Source organism: Blautia wexlerae DSM 19850 (assembly GCF_025148125.1).
Lineage (GTDB): Bacteria > Bacillota > Clostridia > Lachnospirales > Lachnospiraceae > Blautia_A > Blautia_A wexlerae.
Map to the genome: position 1 here is coordinate 4,622,501 of NZ_CP102267.1, position 21,196 is coordinate 4,643,696.

At 39.2% G+C, this 21,196-nt stretch carries 16 protein-coding genes and 3 pseudogenes (1 of these 19 only partly in view); 2 read left to right on the forward strand and 17 right to left on the reverse strand.

The annotated features are described in order from the left end of the window. From NQ550_RS21595 to NQ550_RS21625, 7 genes are all read right to left on the reverse strand, one after another. Window positions 1-1,355, reverse strand: partial view of an amino acid adenylation domain-containing protein gene (locus NQ550_RS21595; protein WP_025580631.1) — the 5' portion only. Its footprint begins 166 nt before the window's first position; the window shows 1,355 of its 1,521 coding nt (coding positions 1-1,355); it begins with the start codon at window positions 1,353-1,355; its stop codon lies off the left edge, out of view. Between the two features lie 189 nt (window positions 1,356-1,544). After that, complete coding sequence (locus tag NQ550_RS21600; protein WP_025580629.1) at window positions 1,545-2,525, reverse strand: hypothetical protein; 981 nt, start codon at window positions 2,523-2,525, stop codon at window positions 1,545-1,547. Continuing rightward, entirely contained in the window at window positions 2,512-4,023 is a 1,512-nt protein-coding gene (locus NQ550_RS21605; protein ID WP_020993151.1) for an MBOAT family O-acyltransferase, read from the reverse strand. The genes NQ550_RS21600 and NQ550_RS21605 overlap by 14 nt, the downstream gene beginning before the upstream one ends. Before the next feature lie 140 nt (window positions 4,024-4,163). After that, window positions 4,164-5,135, reverse strand: coding sequence for a hypothetical protein (locus NQ550_RS21610; RefSeq protein WP_025580627.1), 972 nt, complete (start codon window positions 5,133-5,135; stop codon window positions 4,164-4,166). 92 nt (window positions 5,136-5,227) lie between these two features. Further along, entirely contained in the window at window positions 5,228-6,016 is a 789-nt protein-coding gene (locus NQ550_RS21615) for a transglutaminase-like domain-containing protein (RefSeq protein ID WP_025580626.1), read from the reverse strand. A gap of 97 nt (window positions 6,017-6,113) precedes the next feature. Further along, entirely contained in the window at window positions 6,114-6,782 is a 669-nt protein-coding gene (locus NQ550_RS21620; protein WP_025580624.1) for a hypothetical protein, read from the reverse strand. A 17-nt stretch (window positions 6,783-6,799) separates the two neighbouring features. Beyond that, on the reverse strand, window positions 6,800-7,774 hold the full coding sequence (locus tag NQ550_RS21625) for a hypothetical protein (RefSeq protein WP_025580623.1): 975 nt from the start codon (window positions 7,772-7,774) through the stop codon (window positions 6,800-6,802). A 254-nt stretch (window positions 7,775-8,028) separates the two neighbouring features. On the opposite strand from NQ550_RS21625, the pseudogene NQ550_RS22705 reads away from it, so the two are divergent. Further along, window positions 8,029-8,148: pseudogene (locus NQ550_RS22705) on the forward strand (SAM-dependent methyltransferase); the annotation flags it as partial. A 63-nt stretch (window positions 8,149-8,211) separates the two neighbouring features. On the opposite strand, the gene NQ550_RS21635 reads toward NQ550_RS22705, so the two are convergent. The 7 genes and pseudogenes from NQ550_RS21635 to NQ550_RS22710 all read right to left on the reverse strand — a co-directional run. Further along, the gene (locus tag NQ550_RS21635; RefSeq protein ID WP_242833667.1) at window positions 8,212-8,865 is read right to left on the reverse strand and encodes an HAD family hydrolase; all 654 of its coding nucleotides are present in this window, start codon (window positions 8,863-8,865) and stop codon (window positions 8,212-8,214) included. After that, window positions 8,865-9,215 carry an Hpt domain-containing protein gene (locus NQ550_RS21640; RefSeq protein WP_025580620.1) on the reverse strand — a complete coding sequence of 117 codons (351 nt, stop codon included), beginning with the start codon at window positions 9,213-9,215 and terminating at the stop codon, window positions 8,865-8,867. The genes NQ550_RS21635 and NQ550_RS21640 overlap by 1 nt, the downstream gene beginning before the upstream one ends. A 342-nt stretch (window positions 9,216-9,557) precedes the next feature. Next, window positions 9,558-11,066 carry a S1C family serine protease gene (locus NQ550_RS21645; RefSeq protein ID WP_025580619.1) on the reverse strand — a complete coding sequence of 503 codons (1,509 nt, stop codon included), beginning with the start codon at window positions 11,064-11,066 and terminating at the stop codon, window positions 9,558-9,560. A 188-nt stretch (window positions 11,067-11,254) separates the two neighbouring features. Next, complete coding sequence (locus NQ550_RS21650; RefSeq protein WP_025580618.1) at window positions 11,255-13,744, reverse strand: DUF5722 domain-containing protein; 2,490 nt, start codon at window positions 13,742-13,744, stop codon at window positions 11,255-11,257. 364 nt (window positions 13,745-14,108) lie between these two features. Beyond that, a complete protein-coding gene (gene lepB / locus NQ550_RS21655) occupies window positions 14,109-14,678 on the reverse strand; it encodes a signal peptidase I (RefSeq protein ID WP_008708256.1) in 570 nt (189 codons plus the stop codon). 502 nt (window positions 14,679-15,180) lie between these two features. Continuing rightward, window positions 15,181-16,740: an aminotransferase class I/II-fold pyridoxal phosphate-dependent enzyme gene (locus tag NQ550_RS21660; RefSeq protein ID WP_025581324.1), complete on the reverse strand. Its 1,560-nt coding sequence runs from the start codon at window positions 16,738-16,740 to the stop codon at window positions 15,181-15,183. A 639-nt stretch (window positions 16,741-17,379) separates the two neighbouring features. Then, window positions 17,380-17,547 (reverse strand): annotated as a pseudogene (locus tag NQ550_RS22710) (DUF6783 domain-containing protein); the annotation flags it as partial. Here NQ550_RS22710 and NQ550_RS22715 point away from each other — a divergent pair. Then, a pseudogene (locus tag NQ550_RS22715) lies at window positions 17,485-17,631 on the forward strand (DUF6783 domain-containing protein). The pseudogenes NQ550_RS22710 and NQ550_RS22715 sit on opposite strands and share 63 nt — an antisense overlap. A gap of 287 nt (window positions 17,632-17,918) precedes the next feature. Here the strand turns inward: NQ550_RS22715 and NQ550_RS21670 are convergent. From NQ550_RS21670 to NQ550_RS21680, 3 genes are all read right to left on the reverse strand, one after another. After that, entirely contained in the window at window positions 17,919-19,166 is a 1,248-nt protein-coding gene (locus NQ550_RS21670; RefSeq protein ID WP_025581076.1) for a 3-isopropylmalate dehydratase large subunit, read from the reverse strand. 18 nt (window positions 19,167-19,184) lie between these two features. Beyond that, entirely contained in the window at window positions 19,185-19,676 is a 492-nt protein-coding gene (locus NQ550_RS21675) for a LeuD/DmdB family oxidoreductase small subunit (protein WP_022380260.1), read from the reverse strand. Window positions 19,677-19,944: 268 nt separating this feature from the next. Continuing rightward, window positions 19,945-21,195 (reverse strand): 3-isopropylmalate dehydratase large subunit, encoded by a 1,251-nt coding sequence (locus NQ550_RS21680; protein WP_025581077.1) that lies wholly within the window; start codon window positions 21,193-21,195, stop codon window positions 19,945-19,947. Between the last annotated feature and the right edge of the window lies 1 nt (window position 21,196).

Here is a 21,196-nt window from a genome sequence, read left to right on the forward strand (position 1 = left end):
TAAAAAGCTACGATCTTGCTCTTAACTGTATCAAAAATACAGCAGCTTCTCACAATCTCCGGAACCTTATCCATAGCAGCTTCGATTTCTCCAAGCTCAATACGATGTCCCATATGCTTAATCTGGAAATCCTTACGTGTTGCAAAGCACAACTCACCACGTTCATTATAATAAGCAAGATCACCGGTTCTGTACATTGGCTCCAGATATCTGTCATTCAGTGGATTCTGAACAAAGACCTTCGCAGTCTGTTCTCTGTTTTTGTAATATCCCAGTGCAAGTGCACTTCCTGTTACACAGAGTTCACCATTTTTATTTTTCTCTGTGATCAGCTTGTCTTCTTCATCCAGAAGGAATACTTTTTCATTTGGAAATGCCTTGCCCATAGGAAGTACATCTCCAGGCTGGAACTCCCTGTCTACAATATAATACGTACAATTACATGTGATTTCAGTTGGTCCATAAATATTTACATACATAACATCCGGCAGATATTTTCTCCAGATATTCAGATGTTTCACAGGCATAGCCTCTCCTGAGAAAAGAATCTTCTTAATCTTATCCGGAACTTTATATTCAAATCCGTTCAAAGTTGAGATAATACACAGCGCAGATACCGCCCACACCAGCGTGGTCACTTCCCTCTCAATCAGATAGTCAATCAACTTCATCGGGAAAGAGAATAGCTGCTTCGGAATAATCTGGACAGTTGCTCCTGTCTTCAGTCCGGAATAAATATCTTTAACAGATACATCAAAATCCCAGGGTGCCTGATTTCCCATCACATCTTTATCTGTAATATCAAAAAGCTCTGTAAAACAATCGATAAAATCAAGCACTGAACGATGACCTACCACTACTCCCTTGGGAACGCCTGTTGACCCGGAAGTAAAAATTCCATACAGCGGGTCCACATCCAATGCCTGTTCTCTGATCTCATTCAGCACAGCTTCATTCTCCTGCTCAGCTGCAAGATCCGGAGCCATCAGAACCTTTCCTTTGAACTCCAGTTTCTCCAAATCCTTCAGATATTTCTCAGATGTAACGATCACATCACTGTCCAGAATTCCAAGGATCTGCTGAAGTCTGCTCGCCGGCTGTTTTGTATCCATCAGTACATAAAAACATCCTGCATAAACAGCACCCATGAAAACTCCGATGGTTTCTACGCTCTTCTCCATAAATACAGGCACCGGATTTCTCGGTGTGAAATGTTTCGCAAGTGCAGTTCCTGTTCTGCGTGCAGTCTGCTCCAGTTCTTTAAATGTGCAGGATGTATGTTCATCCGCAAAAGCTGTCTTATCCGGATATTTCCGTGCGGATTCTTCCAGATATTCCAGAATACTTGTTTTCATATGTAATTCCTCCCCTCTGTACTTCACAAGGTTTTTATTCATTTTACTACTGTCTGTCCTATTTTCACAATATCAACAAGTAAATATTTACAATTAAAGCAGGAAACTTTTTTGATTCATTCAAACTAAATCAGGTAAGTTCCTGCTTCAATTACCAGTAACCATAATCAGTAACTAATATTTAACTAATCAATTTTTCTGTCCGACGCTATCCAGAACCTGTGCAAGAACCTTTGAATATGCTTCTGCCGCATCTCCATTCATATGTCCGTCATAGTCTGTATAAGCTTTCAGGTCATGTGTAAATGTCTTGAAATATTCTGTGTTAAAGTTCAGATACTCCACACCCTGTTCCTCAAAGAACTGGCCGAAATATTTCCATGCAGCATTGTAATTATCGCTGTAATCCTTCAGTGTATTAATCGGAATCGGTGTTGTTACTGCCACAAATTCAATATCATTTTCTTTGCAGTATGCGATCAGCTTTTTCAGATATTCCATGTTTTCTTCATTTACCTGACCCTCTTCATAGAGCTTCGGTTCAGACTTCTTAAGCTTCGTCACGTCCACCGGATATCTCTCGATAAATCCGCTCTCATGATATTCCTGAGAATCACTCTTCAGATGAGATACATCATAATCGCCGGATACTTTCTGGGTGAATGTATCCTTTACCTTCGGCAATTCATAGCTGAGAGAATATTCATACCACGGAAAAAGCACAGTACGGAAATTACATTTTGCAATAGAATTCCAGAAGTACTCCACCTTTGCTTTTGAGATCGGGAATTCATGATAGAAAAGCAGATAGTTATTTCCTTCTTCCTTCTCTGATACAAAATATCCCGGGTCAACCTCGTAGATAATTCTCTTTGGATTCTGTTTCTCTTTGATCAGTTTGACCAGATAATATGCATCAATTCCATACTCGCCGCCGACACAGAGATTATGTCCGCTGCGTCCCGTAACTTCCTCCATCACATCCGGATTAATATCCATTTTTCCATGGGAAGTTCCAACAATAATATCGTCAAACTGCTGTGTCACAACTGCATGCACATCATTTCTCATAAATGTACATGGATAAAGTGCCAGGTCAAGTGCTGCCAAAAGAGCCCCACACACGACCAATACCAGGAACGTTTTTAAAACTTTCTTAAAATTGTGCATAAATAAATCCTCTCGCTACTGCTGTTGATCCAAAGAATCCGATGGATGCCAGCAGACAAAAATAAATTGCTACAGTAATTGGCAGACTCAGTCCTGCAAGTGATTCTCTTATCTTCATGCCACGTTCCTGAAGGACACTTACAATAAACAGAATGATGCAGCCTGCTGCCAGGATTGCCAGCGCATAAGGGGTAAAAGCAGTTCCTTCTTTACCGGCCGGGATCAACAGTAACTGTGACGGTGCAAACTTTGTGACAGAAAGCTTCATCATATGAAAAGCCTGTCCTACTGTGTCCGCTCTGTCAAAAAACCAGCTGATATTTACAAGGATAAAAGTACGGATGATCATAAATACATGATACCAGTTCTCTTTTCCAGTGATGTTGAATTTCTTTTTCCAGTTTCTGTAATGCTCTGCCATAAGTCCGCTGAAAGCAATGATAATACCATTGTACATACCGTATACAATATACTTCCAGGCAGCACCATGCCATACACCAACAACGAAGAATACGATCAGATTCGCCAGACAGATTGGTAATGTACGTCCGGTCTTTTTGCCAAATACCTTCTTGCCCCATTTGCCAAATTTTCCCATCCACTTGGATAATGTCACAGGATAGAACACATAATCCTTCATCCAGGTACCAAGAGTAATGTGCCAGCGGTGCCAGAAATCTGTAATGGAAATGGAGAAGAACGGACGCTTGAAGTTCTCATCCAGCTCAATTCCAAACATAGACGCAATACCAATTACCACATCCATACCACCGGAAAAATCTGCATATAGCTGAACTGTGTAAAATAATACACCAAAGATTGCCAGCCCGCTGTACTGATCCGGATTGTCGAAAATCGCATCTACAAACACTGCTGCCCAGTCCGCCAGGATCATCTTCTTAAAAAATCCCCAGAGAATGCGCTCAAAGCCTCTGGTAATATTCTTACCTTCGAATTTATGAGGTTCATAAAGCTGATGTGCCAAACGACTGTATCTTCCAATTGGTCCCTGCAGAATCTGTGGAAAGAAAGAAACAAACAATGCATATTTTACAGGATTCCTCTCTGCATCACATCTCTTCCAGTACACATCCAGAAGATACCCGGAGGATTGGAAAGTGTAAAACGATATTCCCAATGGAAGCAGGATTTCCATTCCTCTTAAATTCATATGAAACAAAGCATTGAGGTTCTCAATCATAAAATTTGTATACTTTATCACTCCAAGCATACCAAAATTCAATATTAATCCAAGCACCAGAAAATTTCTTGCACTTTTGTGGCTTCCACCTGCCTCTGCCTTTTCAACTGCAAGTGCAATCCCCCAGGTAACCAATGTGGAAAACAGGATAAATCCCACGTAACGGACGCCACCTGCCAGATAATAAATATAGCTGAAACATAACAAAACCAGCCACTGAAATTTGTGCGGCACAATATAATAAACAAGCACACTCACCGCCACAAACAGTAAAAACAAGTTTGAAACTAATGACATGATCTTTCTCCCTAAATATGTACAATTCTTCAGTTGTACTTATAATAAGGGCACTGCACTATGTTATTCCCTCAGATAATGCAGTGCCCTGTTTTATTATACTTTTTAATGCATTTTCCCTTTACAACTGCTGAATCTGATTAATTTAATAACCCATCATCCAGACATCCGTCTCCACCGTCATCAGAACCACCATCATCAGAACCATCATAATCACCGGAATCATCATTACCATAATCATAATCATTACTGTAATCATAGTCATTGCTGTAATCATAATCATTGCTGTAATCATAGTCATTGCTGTAATCACTACTGTTATCATAACTCTGAGTTGTTTCAGAAGCTGCCTGTGCAGCTGCCTCAGTTGGCTTCGGAGCTAATGCTTTCTCTGTTTCCAGAGTATTGTATTCTTTCTTCTGGCTGATACTGTCAAATACCAGATATGCTACTTCACCTTCCAGATGAAGTTCTGCTTCCTCTGTATCGCCAAATGGGAAAGTGTGGATCTCAGCAGTTGTTCCATCCTCGAAAGTTAACTGAATATTATATTTCGGGATTTCCTTCTCAGCATCATCCTTATCTTCGCCTTCTGCTTTTTCATCTGTTTTGGCATCTTCTGTTTTTGTTTCTTCAGTATCTGTGGTCTCTTTTGCATCATCTGAAGAATCCTTGTTTTCCTCATCTGCTTTATCTTTAGCATTGGGATCAAACCAGAGAACTCTTTCCTCATCTGCTTCGAACTTATCTTCTTCTTTCAGGAAATTATCCGGATATTCTTCGTCTTTTTCATTCTTAACAGTAACACCTGTGATAACTTTACCTGTAAGATTTTTCAATTTTACAGAAAAAACACCCTCTGTGTCCTCTTCCGGTTTCTCACCAATTGTCTTTAAATCTTCTTTCTCTTCATCAGCTTTATCTGCATCTTCTGCTACATCTTTATCTTCAGATTCTGTGGCATCCTTATCCGCATCTTCTGAAGTTTCTGTTTTTGCTGTAGTATCTGCTGCCATCGCTGCCTGACTGAATACAAGACTGCTTCCAAGTGCAGCCATCATAAATGCTGTTACAACTTTTTTCTTCATTGTCTTTAAATCCTTTCTGTTCATCCTTTATAGTTCTTTTTTTGCCTTACTGTTAAACAGATAAAATCATTCACTTCGTTACTTGCTCGTAACCAAAGTCAAAAACATTTCAATGCTTAGTTAACTCTCTTATAATTTACATATTTCAGAGTACGTTTCGCACCATATGTAAGTTTATAACCATTCAGTTTGTATTCCTTCTGGAAATTCGGATCATACACATAAGTTTTCTTTTTACCATTCACCTTCTGATCTATTTCAACCCACGCATGTGCTCCCTTCTTACCACCGGATTTCTGGAAATATCCTTTTACATAATGAGCATCATATCCTGCGACTTTAGCCATCCAGTAGAAAGTAGCTGCCATTACATAACAATCGCCACTGCCTGTTTTAAATCCATATAAACCATATTCTGTAGGTGTTTTTTTAGAAACCTTTACATTGCCTGCATACTGCAGAGAAACAGACCAGTTGAATGCCTTCTTCAGATTTCCTTTACACTTCTGAAGTCGGACTGCAGCCATAGTTTCTACTGCTGACAGCTTTGTTGCCTGTCCATTTTTTTTAATCTTATAATAAGTCTTTGCATTAACCTTATAATACGGTTTATTAGTCACAAGTTTTCCGGTTTTATCAAAACAATACGTATATTTACCGATCTTCTCTACCTTGTTTGTAATTTTCTCACCATTTACATAATAATATTTAACTCCATCAACAGTTTCCCATCCTTCCTTCTTCTCCGGAAGTGGTGTCGGAGTTACATCTGGTGTCTCAACTGTACTATCAGTTGTTCCATCCACATAATCAATGATCGTTGACTGTTCTGCCATAGCCGACATGGCAGGTGTAAATGCCATTACTGAGCTAAGTAATAATGCTGTGATTTTTTTCCTGTTCATAACTCTGTTCCTTTCTTTTTTGTTAACTTACTATCTGCAAATTGCTTCAGCTGCTTTATAATTTTTCACAGCCGAAGCAACCGATTAACCTGGATAATTATCGTCTTACCGTGATACTCGCAACAACTTCTGCGCTGCTTCCTTTTCCTGTAGGACGCACAACATTTAACTGTACATAATCGTATGTGTAGGTGACATCCTTGCCGTTTCCATCAAGCATACATGTATTACTCTTACTTATCGTACATTTTTTATATTTTCCCAGAACCTTCTTAATCTTTGACGCATTGTTCTGTTTTGCCAGAGTAGATGTTGCCGCATATTTTCTATATAAAGACGTCTTCTTTTTATCTACAGCTCCTGTTTTTGGATTAAAGTAATACAGCTTCGGAACCTCATACATGCTGACACTTCCTACACGTATTCCCTTTACTGTGTGACCACTTACATCAAACCCATAGTACTTACCATTAATCTTCTTCATCAGAATACCATACTTACCAACCATATCCTGATCAGCCTGATAAGCAGCTCCGTTTTTTCCGAAATAATAACGGAAACCCTTTGCTGTTACTCCCCACTGCTGAGTGACTTTCTGGTTATTCTCATCATATCCATATCTCTTTCCTGTCTTTTTGTCCAGTTTTACCTTAACAGTCTGCGGCTCTGCTGCCTGTACTGTCACTGTTTCTGCTACAACAGCCAACGGTGTCAGCATAAGAAGCATACAAAGTACAACTGCAAGGAATCTCTTTGTTTTCTTCATTCTCCATACTCCTTTTCTTAAAATTTAATTTTATGTTCTATTGTATATGCAGGACGTGTAGCTGCGCCAAACAACGTTCCGTACATATTATCGTAATAGAGCCCGTTAATCATAACAAAGCTGTGTCCATCCGGAATTGTAATAACATAGGGTTCATATCCCAGTTCCTTCGCAATTGCAGCCACACTGCTGGCAATTCCATAACAGTTTCCTGTAAGACCGTTCTGGAACATCTGAAGGGAATATTTATAAACCCAATCTTTTGTCTTAAACTCCTGAGGTGTAGGATCCATGTATCCTACAAAGTTTGTATAGGCCATAATATAATAAAAGCAGGAACGGAATTTTTCATAATTACTTGCATTGGCATTACTGTGACGTGCAATAAAGTTCCTTGCCGCAAGCTTGCATCTCGCCTGTGTCAGATTTGAAGCATATCCGTTCTTATTAAATCTTATTCCACCTATAGTTTCATTTGTTGCACATTTACCGTTCTTATGCACATAGTACATTCTACCATTAAACTCATTCCATCCTGTAACAGGTCTTCCCTTGGCATCAACAAAATACTTTACACCATTAACCTTTACAATTGATTTCTTACCCGGAATTATTCTCTGTGCATTCTTATTAAACAGATAAAAAACTCCTTTAATCTTGTAATGTCCATCATGAGCTGCAACTCCATTGGATTTAAACCAGTAGTATTTACCATTGATCTTTTTCCATTTATTTCTAACTGGTTTATTATTTACGTAATAGCGATATACTTTCCCTTCCTTCAACAGTCCATTTTTAGGCACTGGCGTCGGTGTCGGTAATGGCAGTTCCGGCGTTATCTCCGGTGAGGGTGTTATTGTAACTGTCGGCTCACTTCCACCCTCCTGTGACAGGTCAGCCGCATAAGCACTTCCTGCTCCAGATGTAAGTGCTGCCGTCAACATCATCGCTGTGAGTGTAACCTTCAGTGCTGTAAATCTTTTCCTCTTCATTTTCTATTCCTCCTGAGAAATTTTGCTCGAAGTTTCCTCCCTTCCTTTTGAAATATACTCTTCAGAGTACATTTGAATTTTATATTACAATTATAGTATATTGAAGAGTTCATTTCAATTAATACGACGACTTTTTATACAAAAACTTCCAGTTTTTTATAATCAACCTTTCACAAGATTCCACCACTTTTTTCTCTGTCTTTGTACAATTCTTCCATTGGCGCTAACTCCCTTTCAAGATATATCATAGTCCTGTGTGGGATCTTTACCTGTCCGTATGTGCAGCTACTTTTCATAACGGAATCATTAATCTTCACCAGATTCTTATGATCAAAGAAATTAATAATAATCTGCCAATGACACATTGGTACTAATTTACCGATAACTTACTAAAAAGAAGAGGTTTCGTTACCCCAAAGTTTAACGAAACCTCTTCTTTATATTGTCAAACATATATTCTTAATCGCCGTATCCATCCTGTCACAGTAACAGTCGCAGACTTCTTTCATTTTGGAAATATTCTTCCTGTTTTCTTCATCATAGACACCAACAACCACAAATCCTGCTTTTTTTGCAGTTTCCGCTGCGTGAAGCGCATCCTCAAATACAAGTGTCTCATTCGGTTCTGCCTGCATAGATTCTGCTGCCTTCAGATAGATCAACGGTTCATCTTTTCCTGCACCTGTTTCTGTACAGGTGTAAATCTGCTCAAAATAATCCAGAATCCCGTTTCTCGCAAGTGCTGCTTCTGTCAGTTCCCGGTTTCCAGATGTTGCAACTGTCATCTGTATATTTCTCTCTTTAAACCATTCCAGAGTTTTCTTCACTCCTGGTTTCAACGGTGCTTCAAACCGGTAAAAATCACTTACAATTTTCAGAACCTCTTCTATAATCTGTGAAATGGACTTATCCAACTGATATTTTTCTTTCATCCAGGCAGCTCCCTGCTCCAGACTCATGGTGTGCAGAGCAGCCCGGAGATTTTTCTCCGCTGTGATATTCTGACTCGCAAGATAACGTTCTCCAATATCCTCCCACACAGACATAGAATCCAGCAGCGTTCCATCTACATCAAAAATCGCTGCCTTCATCAGTCTTCCATCATATGAATCGCATCTACTGTATTATTGTACTGCTCTTCCACTTTTGCCAGAAGTTCTTCACAGCCTTCAGTATCTCTTCCTCTGAGCTTCTCTGTAATATCAAAGCTTGCCTTATACAGATTATCAAATCCAAGGTTCTGGCATACACCTTTTAAGGTATGAGCTGCACGAAAAGCTTCTTCCCCATTTTTCTGTACCAGATTATCCTTCAGACTCCGGAAACTTCCATCATCCAGAAATTTCTTTGCAAATTTCTTAATAAGAACCTCACTTCTCAGTCTTCCAAGTACACCTTCATAATCTGCACCCATCTGTTCATAACATTCTTTTACTGTCATATTTTTCTCCTCTTTATCCCCATCTGCACTGTTAAACCTGCGTTTTCGCAATGATATTATTATATCACGCCATATAGCTGTTCTCAAGTGCTCTTTCGCAAAAGCACCTTAGAATCTTTTCCAAAATATAATCAACCCGCCGCAGTGTGATCCTTGCCCGGAGGGCTTTATTATGCTATAAGAATATTATGGAATGGTTTCCCATAGCATAATAAAGCACTTTCACATGTAATTTTCTCACATATGAAAGTGCTGATATCAGGCAGATGAAATCATCCGCATCACTACACACTATCACAGATTTTATATCCGGATATCATATAATTTTATTTTCTGCCGGTATTATCTGAAAAATCCCTGATTCTCAAAGTACTGGATAAATGGATTCTCACTTTCCTCTGTATCATCGGAGTCCATACTATCCTCACTGTCTGTATCTTCGTCTACATCTTCATCAGCATCTTTTGAGGATTTCTTAGAATCCTTTTTAGATTTCTTACTGTCTTTATCGTTATCATCACTGTCATCAGCATCTGTATTCTCATCCAGAGTTACTTTAACAGTCTCTTCTTTATAACTTGTTCCATGAGGAACCTGCACAGTCAACTCTACCTCTTCATCTGGTTCATAATAGGAAAGATATTCGATCAGCTGATTAATACTTGAAACAGTTTTTCCATTAAATTCAGTAATAACGCTGTTTGCTTTCAGACCTGCTTTATCAACAGCTCCACCTTCTGTTACTTCTTTTACAAAAACTCCTGCCGGAATGCCATACATCTGAACTGCCTCAGAACTTACAGAAGAACCTTTGATTCCAAGTACACCATGTTCAGAATCATCCAGTTTATCTCTTGATGTCTCATTCATCAGATTCTGAAGAATGTCAGTCACGTCTGAGATTGCAATTGCATAACCCATACCTTCTACTTCAGTAGAAGCAAGTTTTGCAGAGTTGATACCAACAACCTCGCCTTTCATATTCAGAAGAGCACCGCCACTGTTACCAGGGTTGATAGCCGCATCTGTCTGGATCAGGTTTACACCGTCACTGCTGTCATCACTTCCATCTGTTACTGTGTTATTGTCAGAATCCATTCTGCGGTTCTTGGCACTTACGATACCGGTTGTAACAGACTGTCCATATCCAAGAGCATTACCGATTGCAACTACCTGCTCGCCCACCTTCAGATCATCAGAACTGCCAATATTCGCAATTGAAATGGCGTCCATTGTATCATCTTCAACATCATCCAGAGATACAGATACAACTGCAAGATCTCTCTCTTCATCAAATCCCTTTACGGATGCCTCCACTGCATTTCCATCTGTAAATGCAACTGACAATGTATCCGCACCTTCTACTACATGATAATTTGTAGCAATCAAAAGTTCATCATCATTCTTACCAACAATAATACCGGAACCACTGCCCTCTACTTCCTGTTCCTGCTGCTGTGGCGCATATCCATACATTCCATACATTCCGAAGTAATTCTGTACCTCCTGAACTGACTTGGTTGTAATAGATACAATAGATGGAAGTGCTTCTGATACGATTTCAGACACATCAAGGCTTCCTTTTGCTGTGCTGCCTGTATCTTTGCCGGTATCTGATTTGGAATCACTGGCATCTGCATCCTTCTTCTCGGATTTTGCATATGTCAGGGTTGTCTCGTCCTTATTTGAAGCAGCTTCTACCGTTGTGGCTCCGCTCCATCCTGCAAGTTTATTTACTCCCTCAAAGCTTCCTGCTGCCAGTCCTCCTGCAAGTACTGCACATAAGCTGAATGTAAGACCTTTCTTTGCAATCTTTCTGATTTTATCATTTCTGTTATCTTTGTTCATCATAATAAAGTCCCTCCATGAATCTATGTCATTTATCTATGTCATTTATTTATCTCTGTTTCCTTTTGATGCTTCTAAGTATAGGAATGATTTGTGTTCTTTGTGTGGGAAAAATGTGTTTAATTTGTGACAATTTTATACATTTCCAATATGACAGCAATTTTTAAAAACAGTCCTGTCTGTCAGTTACATCACTTTCGATACATGGAGGAAATTTTTCCGGTACTATATCCCGGAACCAGTGATTTCCAGTTTCCAACCTGACTTTTTAGTACCTTTTCTGTATATTTCAGGGAATTGGAACTATCCATATTTTTAAAGACATTATACGCTGTTTTCTTTTTCCCATTGGCATCCTTCAATCCCATTGCCAATCCCTGAGCCACCTCATGGGCTTCATCTTTATAGCTTCTTATAATAAATGCATCAATCATTGGATTGCAGGCAGCCTTATAATAGGCCAGTGCAATTGCTGCCGCCTGATTTGCCTGTCCTCCATAAGTGGAAGAAAATCCCTGTTCCGAAAGAATAATCCTTGTATTGGAACCAAATCTGTTTTTCACATAATCTGTAAGTGTCTGGATATTACGCATAGTGATAAACGTGGTGGTGTTCGCATCACTGGTAAACATGGATGCATTTGCACCTGACCAGAACTGTGAATCTGAAAGCGGCTGATTATATGCATGATATGCCAGATTCCAGTTCACATCTTTCTGCATATCAGAAATCTTCGCCGCAAAGCTTTCCAGAGTTGATCTTGCACTATAGCAGATAGTAAAGGCATTTTTCTGATTCCAGCAATTATCCAGACAGATAAATACTTTGGAACTTCCCCGGCTGCTTTTCACTGCATTGTAAAGACAGCGAAAAGCTTCACTGTACATGGAGATAAATTTTGAAAAACTGACATTCCCTACATAATAATATCCGCTTGCACTGTTTACTTCATTTCCCAGGATCCAGTTACTTATATAACAGTTATTTTTTCCAAACTTCTCTCCCAGATATGCAAACATTGCTTCCATAGTCTGTCTAGTTGTGCTGTTATCTGTGTTCCATCCATAATAAGCTGTTTCTGCATAAGGACTGTTTCCCGTAATAAAGCTCTGCGTACTGGCATTCCTGTCAATACTAATCTGTGCAGTCACCTGGATTCCCTTTGCATTACATTGCTGAACAAGATATACATATCCGTACAGACCATTAAAATGATATGTTTTCCCATTATATTTATATGTTTCCACACCACTGTCTTTTCGCATCAGGTCTGAAATATATAAATTAAAAAATACTGTTTTGGATTTTGTATCTGTCAGCTCGTTGATATCTGTAGCCTGAATTCCTTTTTTTGTCCCCGGAACAAAATATGCTGCTGTATTTGTACTGAGTTTCTCCGGATTGCTGACATAGCTTTTCGGACTGATCACACTATACGCAGATTTAGATTTTTTTATCCCTATAGCAAATTTTCCCTGTGCATATTCCGGATGTCCGGAAATGTTCAGCTTAAATGTGATCTTCCCTTTTGCCTTCTCCGGCTTCTTTACTTTACCCACCGTTTTTTTCACTTTACCGGAATTAGAATCTACATACACCAGATAGTAATAACCATCCGAACTTTTCACATAATTGGAAACAGTTGCGGATACAGTGATGGTATTCGCCTTTGTTCCTTTTACATAATCCAGTGATGCAGCTTTCGCTGAAGGACTGATTTCCTTTGTCCATTTTGCATATAAAGTAAGGGAACCTTCTGAACCCTTTTCAATCACGCTTATCTGATTTTTATACTTACTGTCTGTATACCATCCCACAAAATGATATCCGGAACGCGTCGGCTTTTTAAATTTAATCTCATCTTCTGAAGTATAAGTTTTAGGATTAGCAGTATTATTTTTTCCTTTATTAAGTTTATATGTGATTTTATATTCGGATGCTTTCTCCCAGATTGCATACAGGGTTATTGCTGTTGTATCTCCTGCTGCAATAGCCTTATCTGTAGATATATCCGGACTTGTTCCATCATTTTCTGTATCTGATATCTGCATTTCTGCCTTACCAGTCTTTTCTTCCCATGATGCGCTGTCCGTCTGTGCCACATCATTTTCTTCCTGCATCACATCTTTTTCTGGTTTTATTTCTTCTCCGGCTTCTGTCCTCTCACTGGTTTCCTGAGCCTGCTTTGCCATATCTGCTGTTTCAAGAAGTTTCTTAATAGAATCTCCCGGTTTATAAGTTTCACCGGTTCCATCTTCTTTCGTATTCCACTCTTTAAAAACATAACCTGTCTTTCCCCTCAGTGCTTCCGGTACTTTAGCAATATCCACATCTGCATAGGGTATCACATATGTTTTTTCCAGTTTACCATCACTGTAAAGCAGAATGTTATAACCTTCCGCACTCTGTCCGGCATTTACTGAATCTTCTGTCTCCGACTGTTCCGGTTCCTGATCTTTTAACTCTCCTGTTCCAAACTCATCTCTACTGTTATTCTCATCAGATATTTTATTTCCTGACTCATTTCCTGTCTCATATCCGGCACCATCTTCAAAAACATCTGCTGCTGATTCAACACTTCCTGCCGAAAACTCTGAAGCCCACAATGTCTGCGGTATACAGGACGGAACTGTCATAGATACCGCCAGTCCCATTGCTATAAACTTTTTCCATCTTTTCATATTCGTCTTCCTTTCTCTTTTTACATTTTACGAAATTGTTGTAACTATCCAGCATTCCATTTTCTTCATTTTCCTCCTGTCTTACAGTATAACATTTGAAAAATCCACAGACAACAAAAGACTGTCAAAATCAGGACACTAATATGTGATTTTCCTGATTTTAACAGTCTTTTATAAAATTTCCAAATTACCTGTAACCACCCGGCAGTTTAACCGAATCAAGTAAGTCCCCTGCGGAGGTTGCGAAAAGCAATAAGCAGTGGGTGGGACTTGCTTTTATCAGGAGGAGTGCAAGCTCCTTCTGATAAACTGCGAAGCGGATGATTTTATCCGCTTGACTTTTGAAAATATGGAACCGTCACGATTATTTTACAGTTCCTATCTTATTTAACGGCCAGTAACGAACTGCTACTTCTGCCTCTATTGCATCTTCCTCTACAAACGGATTTTGCCAGTATCTGGAATCCATACTGTGGTTTCTGTTATCTCCTAACATGAAATAACATCCCTCCGGAACTGTATACGGTCCAAAGCTTCCTTCCGGTGTTTCCGGACAAAAGCTGTCATCCAGCGGTTCTTCGGAATCATTGATATACACTTTTCCATCTACAATGTTTACTGTTTCTCCCGGAAGACCAATTACTCGTTTTACAAAAAGCTGAGATGGATCATCCGGATATTTAAATATTACAATATCAAATCTCTCCGGATCATCTTTTATATATGCCAGACGATTTCCAAATACTCTGTCACCTGTCATAATTGTTTCTTCCATAGAACCTGACGGCACTCGTGCATTAATATATACAAAGTGTCCCAACAGAAACGCTATAACAAAGACTGCAATGATAATCTTTGCATAGTCCCACAACTCCCTCCACACAGACCTGCTTTTGTCTGACTGTTCTGTCTGGTTTTTTTCCTCATTTTCCATTTTTCGTCATACCTCCAGAAATTTATATCACAGCATCATTTGATGATATCAGGGGCAAAATACTTTTAAACCTAACCTCATTTACTGTTATCAGAATAATAACTATTTCGCAAATAACGCATTAAACATAGTTTATCACATCTGATAGTTATTCACCACTTAATTTTTTATAAAATTTTGTCACTATTTGATTCTTGGATAATCTTGTCGGCACATTATGTTTCACGTGAAACAAACATATTGTATTCCTGTAGTAATTCCACAATTTAACCGAATCAATTAAGTCCCCTGCGGAGGTTGCGAAAAGCAATAAGCAATGGGTGAGGACTTGCTTGTATCAGGAGAAGTGTAAACTCCTTCTGATAAACTGCGAAACAGTTATTCGGTGTAGAGCTGCGTAGCAAAATGGATGATTTTATCCGTTTAACCAAAAGTTTTTATAATATCAGGAAATGGGTACTATGTTTCACGTGAAACATAGTACCCATTTCTCACTGACAGATTATATTTCCTGCTGGTAATATTCCAGAAAATCTCTGATTTTGCCGGCTGCTTCTTTTAATACTTCTATTCTTGGTAAATAAACCACTCTGAAGTGATCCGGCTGATGCCAGTTAAATCCACCGCCATGTACAAGCAGAATCTTCTTCTCTTTTAATAAATCTAATGCAAATTTCTCATCATTTACGATATTAAATTTCTTTGTATCAATCTTAGGGAACATATAAAATGCAGCTTTCGGTTTCACAGCGGTAATTCCCGGAATATCTGTCAGCGCATTATAAATAAATTCTCTCTGCTCATAAATACGTCCACCAGGAACAATATAACTCTCCACACTCTGATGTCCGCCCAATGCAGTCTGAACAATTGACTGCGCCGGTACATTAGAACAAAGTCTCATATTAGAAAGCATCTTGATTCCTTCTATATAATCTTTTGCAACTGCCTTATTGCCACTGAGAATCATCCATCCGATTCTAAAGCCCGCGATCATATGTGATTTGGATAAACCGCTGAACGTTACACAGAATAAATCCGGAGCCATTGAAGCAATGGAAATATGTTCTGCTCCGTCCATTACAAGACGGTCATAGATTTCATCAGAGAAAATGATCAGATGATGTTCTCTGGCAATATCTACTATCTGTTGTAATACCTCTCTCGGATACAAGGCACCAGTCGGATTATTCGGATTTATAATAACGATTGCTTTTGTTCTGCTGGTAATTTTCTTTCTGATATCATCCATATCCGGATACCATTCTGCCTGCTCATCACAAATATAATGTACTGCTTTTCCACCAGCTAAAGTTGCACATGCAGTCCACAACGGATAATCCGGAGATGGAATCAAAATCTCATCTCCATTATCCAACAGAGCTGACATACAGAGATTAATCAGTTCACTGACACCGTTTCCTGTATAAATATCCTCAATTGATACATTAGGGAGCTTTTTCAACTGTGCATACTGCATGATTGCTTTTCTGGCAGAAAACAAACCTTTTGCAGGAGAATATCCCTCACACTCTGTCAGCTGCTGTCTCATATCATAAATCACTTCGTCCGGTGTTCTGAATCCAAATGGTGCCGGATTTCCGATATTCAGTTTCAAAACCTGAGTTCCTGCGTTTTCCATACGTGCAGCTTCTTCTACAACCGGTCCTCTTACATCATATAATACGTTGTTTAATTTAGATGATTTTTTAAATTCACGAACCTGTACTTCCTCAACTGTCTCCCTGGTATTTTCTTTCATATTATTATAATTGTAATCAAATTTCATATTTTCCATTTGAATTCCTGCCTCATTTGTCTCTTTCTTTAAAGTGTCTACAGATACATCGGTTCCTTTCAGCCATTCAGTTTCTACTCCTAATGTTGTCGCCAGAAAATTAAGAATTTCTGATCTGGGAGTTGTTTTTCCACTCAGATACTGGCTCACATGACTCTTTCCAAGTTTCACGCCCTGCTCTGCCGCCTTTTTTACAAGGTCGATCTGCTTCATATTCTTCTGTTCCATTGCTTTTTTTAATCGTTCAGCAAATATATTATTCATAAATACTATCTCCGTTCTCTGTAAAAAACAAATTACATTTTTATAATCAATGGTTATTGTTATATTTCTTAATTCTTTCGCATATATGTTATAGAAAGAACAGATATATTATATTGTTTATACGGGAATCAAAATACAGACCTACAAACATTAATTAAGTTCAAATGTATTTCTTTCAGCATCATACGTGAATATATGTTCTGTTCATTTTTAAATCCCGCATTTTATCAGCTTTTTCAAGTTTTTTTCTTTGCTATTATACTATAATTGAACTAATAATTCAACGGTAAATTTTATTATTTTCAATTTTATCAGCAAGGTTCAATATTTAGTTCATTTTGCAGTTCATTGTTAATTGAACTATATTGAACATGCTAATTGTTTTGTTATTCTGGTTCAATTAGTTTAATTTATACTTTAAACTATATATTGAACCACAATTTAGCTTATCTTATTTTGGTTCAATATCTGTTCAATTTTAGTCTTGGTATTTTTGAAATTCCTTTTATTTATGCGGTTTTTACGTCATTTTGCAGATTCTATTTGTTCAATTTCAAGTTCAAAAACCACATGTTTTAGCCGGAGATCAGACTCACACTGGACAATTCTGTCTGAGAAACTTTTTCTATGCAATCAAATTTACAGGCTTTTCCACGCCTTTTCTTTCCTTATTATCCCGTCAGATGATTTATTATGTGATATGAAACATATCCTAGAGCGTGTCTGAAAAAGGCTTTCTGCAAGATGTGCGTCACAATTTGTGGGATATTTTGCCCGGATGAGGGCGCCGTAGTGGGCTACGGCAACTGAATTCGGGTGAAATATCCCGCAAAGTGGGGCGTGCAGATTGCGGGAATGATTTTTCAGACACGCTCTAGTGTCGTTCTCTGACACAAGAAAATCCTGAAAGCAAGATTCTCCGTCTGCGGTGGTTAGCTTCAGCGACATAATTCCTCTACACCGCAGTGCGCTCCTGCCCGGAAGGCTTTACTTTCTCTGCGCCTTTATGTATGTTATAGGAACATTACAAAGTAATCTCCTATAACATAAAATAAGTCCACTGCTTACTCCTTTTATAAATAATGCAGTGGACTTATCCGTTAATTTTATTCTTTTGTTATTCTGTAGTTTGGTTGCTTATCTGTACGATTTATGTTGCATTTGTTTTATTGTCCGTTTTATTTCTCTGAATTTACAATTTTACCAGCAATTGCACACGCTGCTGCTGTTTTTGGTGATGCAAGGTAAATCTCTACCTTAGATGTTCCCATTCGTCCAAGGAAATTTCTGTTATTTGTAGCTACTACACGTTCACCATCGGTAAGGATACCTCCTGCACGTCCACAGCATAATCCACATCCGGGATGTGTGATCATTGCACCTGCTTCTGCCAGAGTATCCATAATTCCCTCTGCAATTGCCTGACAGTATATTTTACGACTTGCAGGAGTTACAATCAATTTAACGTAATCTGCTACCTTTTTGCCCTTTAACACCTCTGCTGCAGCTCTGAGATCCTCCAGACGGCCATTTGTACAGGAACCGATAAATACCTGATCTATTTCTGTTCCTTCAAGCTCACTTACATTTTTAATCTTATCTACCTGAGACGGACATGCCATAACCGGTACAAAATCCTCTGCGCGATAAGTGATTGTTTTCATATAGGTTGCATCTTCATCTCCTGTAAGGCTCTTCTGGAACTCATTTAACTCTATGTCACAATATTCTGCAGTTTTTTCATCCGGTGTAAACAGCGCACATTTTGCCCCTGCCTCAATCGCCATATTTGCCATAGTCATGCGGCTTGCTACTGTCATATTCTTTACTGTACTGCCGGTAAATTCAAGTGCTCTGTATGTTGCTCCATCAGCTCCCAGATCACCGATCAGACGCAGGATGATATCTTTGGACATAACATTTTCCGGAAGTTCTCCCTCGATCACAACCTTAATTGTCTCAGGAACTTTGATCCACATAGTTCCTGTTCCCAGAATACTTGCCATCTCTGTATATCCGATACCGGAAGAGAAAGCGCCTACACATCCGTAGGTAGTGGTATGGCTGTCTGTACCAAATACAATATTTCCCGGTTTTACATAACCTGCCTCTGTCATTAACTGGTGGCAGATTCCATCACTTCTGTGAACATTTTTCATGCCATATTTCCTGGCAAAAGCATCTCCCGCATGGAAATGTCTGGTATCATCTAACTGACTTGCAGGAACCAGATGGTCATATATGAGTACTGCTTTATCTGGATCCCAGAGCTTCGTAAAGCCCATTTCTTCAAACTTTTCTGCTACAAATGGAATAAATATATCATGAATCATAACCCTGTCTACATTGACCGTTACAATGTCTCCAGGCTTTACTGTTTTTCCAACATTGTTTCTTATAATTTTCTCAATAACTGTCTCGCCCATTTTCCTCTCCTTTCCAAATCAATCCAGCCCATTCAGTTTGCGCATGGCTTTTACAAGTCCGCCAGCCTGAATAATGCTCATCAGATTTTCCGGAAGAGAAGCAATCGGGTACTGTTTTCCATTGTAATCTACATGTTCATTCATTACCACAGTGACTTCATCACCTTCTTTGATATCATCATGAAGATCTGGCTGCTCGATCAGTAACAGACCATTATTAATAGAATTTCTGAAGAAAATTCTCGCAAAAGATTTGGCAATTACACACTGAATTCCCAGTGCTTTGATAATTTCCGGTGCCTGTTCTCTGGAAGAACCACATCCAAAGTTCTTTCCTGCAACAATAATGTCGCCTTTCTGAATCTGTCCTGCCAGTTCCGGACGCAGAGGACTGAATCCGTACTGTTTCATATCGTCGATTGTTTTCAGTGCGAGATATTCTGTTGGAATAATAATATCTGTATCAATGTCATCATCCAGAACCCACACTTTTCCTGTGAATTTTTCCATAATCTTACCTCTTATCTTCTATCTTCACTTGTAACTGTTCAGTACTTTCACAGTCACAAGTTAAAATTCATTCAAATGAATTGTGAATATCCGCTTTGCTACGCGACTCTATACCATACCGAATAACTACTCCGCAGTTTATCAGGATGAGCTTGCTCTCCTCCTGATACAAACAAATCTCCACCTGCTGTCTATTGCTTTTCGCGACCTTCGCAGGAAATTTACTTGATTCGGTTAAATGTTTCACGTGAAACATTTATAATTAGCATCACACCTCACTTGCCAGCGCAATCTTTCCTGTAATGGCAGATGCTGTAACAGTAGCTGCTGATCCCAGATATACTTTGGAGCTTGGGTGTCCTGCACGACCTTTGAAATTACGTGTTCCTGTACTGATCAGAACTTCGTTCTCACCGATCACACCCTGACAGCTTCCCCAGCATACACTGCAGTTCGGATTCATAACAATGGCTCCAGCCTCCATAAACGTGTCAATAAGCCCCTCTTTTAATGCCTGGCGGTAAATAGTCTGGCTTGCAGGCACAACGAGAAATCTGACGCCCTCAGCAACCTTCTTGCCCTTGATAATTTCTGCACCGACACGCAGATCTTCAATACGTCCGTTGTTACAGGATCCCAAAAATGCTTCATTGATTTCAATTCCGCAGGCTTCTTCTGCAGGCACAACATTGTCTACAAAATCAGGTTTTGCAACTACAGGACGGACTTTTGATAAATCAAATGTATATTCTCTCGCATAAACTGCATCCGGATCACTGTGATATACAGCCTTTGGCTCACGTCCATGTTCTTTCAGATATTCAATAGCTTTCTCATCTGCTTCAAAGATACCTGTCTTTGCACCGGCTTCTACTGCCATGTTGCAAAGCGCCATACGATCACTGATACTGAGTGTTTTCGCACCCTCGCCTGTAAATTCCATTGCCTGATAGTTACATCCATTTGCTCCGATTTCCCCAATGATTGTAAGAATCAGATCTCTTGCGTAAACTCCTTCCGGAAGTTTACCTGTCAGATTAAATTTTACGCTCTCAGGAACCAGTACCCATGAAGTACCTGTTACCATACCATAAAGGAAATCTGTACATCCTACGCCTGTTCCAAATGCACCTAATGCACCGTATGAACAGGTATGGCTGTCTGCACCAAAGATCAGTTCACCCGGACGGACATAATTCTCGATCATAACCTGATGGCAGACACCTTTTCCTTCCCAGAAATCAATGTTATGTTCTTTTGCAAAATCTCGCATCTTCTTCTGAGATGCTGCTGTTTTCGGGCTGTCAGATGGTACATTATGATCCACGACAAACACCAGCTTGCTTGTATCTGCAATGTGCGGATTTTTCAATTTATTGTTATACATATCAACCGTAAGATGTGTGGTTCCATCATTACTCATGAGACGATCGAGTTTAACTGTATGGATATCTCCCGGTTTTACGCTGTCAACACCTGCTGCCGCAGCAATAATCTTTTCTGCAATTGTCATTCCCATT

Bases quoted from the DNA above. Each gene is read 5' to 3' on its own strand.
- NQ550_RS21640 (WP_025580620.1), bottom strand. From the start codon at position 9,215: ATGACAGTAAAAGAATGTTATGAACAGATGGGTGCAGATTATGAAGGT.
- NQ550_RS21645 (WP_025580619.1), bottom strand. From the start codon at position 11,066: ATGATGAACAAAGATAACAGAAATGATAAAATCAGAAAGATTGCAAAG.
- NQ550_RS21680 (WP_025581077.1), bottom strand. From the start codon at position 21,195: ATGGGAATGACAATTGCAGAAAAGATTATTGCTGCGGCAGCAGGTGTT.
- NQ550_RS21615 (WP_025580626.1), bottom strand. From the start codon at position 6,016: ATGAACAGGAAAAAAATCACAGCATTATTACTTAGCTCAGTAATGGCA.
- NQ550_RS21660 (WP_025581324.1), bottom strand. From the start codon at position 16,740: ATGAATAATATATTTGCTGAACGATTAAAAAAAGCAATGGAACAGAAG.
- NQ550_RS21600 (WP_025580629.1), bottom strand. From the start codon at position 2,525: ATGCACAATTTTAAGAAAGTTTTAAAAACGTTCCTGGTATTGGTCGTG.
- NQ550_RS21650 (WP_025580618.1), bottom strand. From the start codon at position 13,744: ATGAAAAGATGGAAAAAGTTTATAGCAATGGGACTGGCGGTATCTATG.
- NQ550_RS21625 (WP_025580623.1), bottom strand. From the start codon at position 7,774: ATGAAGAGGAAAAGATTTACAGCACTGAAGGTTACACTCACAGCGATG.
- NQ550_RS21605 (WP_020993151.1), bottom strand. From the start codon at position 4,023: ATGTCATTAGTTTCAAACTTGTTTTTACTGTTTGTGGCGGTGAGTGTG.
- lepB (WP_008708256.1), bottom strand. From the start codon at position 14,678: ATGGAAAATGAGGAAAAAAACCAGACAGAACAGTCAGACAAAAGCAGG.
- NQ550_RS21670 (WP_025581076.1), bottom strand. From the start codon at position 19,166: ATGGGCGAGACAGTTATTGAGAAAATTATAAGAAACAATGTTGGAAAA.
- NQ550_RS21675 (WP_022380260.1), bottom strand. From the start codon at position 19,676: ATGGAAAAATTCACAGGAAAAGTGTGGGTTCTGGATGATGACATTGAT.
- NQ550_RS21610 (WP_025580627.1), bottom strand. From the start codon at position 5,135: ATGAACAGAAAGGATTTAAAGACAATGAAGAAAAAAGTTGTAACAGCA.
- NQ550_RS21635 (WP_242833667.1), bottom strand. From the start codon at position 8,865: ATGAAGGCAGCGATTTTTGATGTAGATGGAACGCTGCTGGATTCTATG.
- NQ550_RS21620 (WP_025580624.1), bottom strand. From the start codon at position 6,782: ATGAAGAAAACAAAGAGATTCCTTGCAGTTGTACTTTGTATGCTTCTT.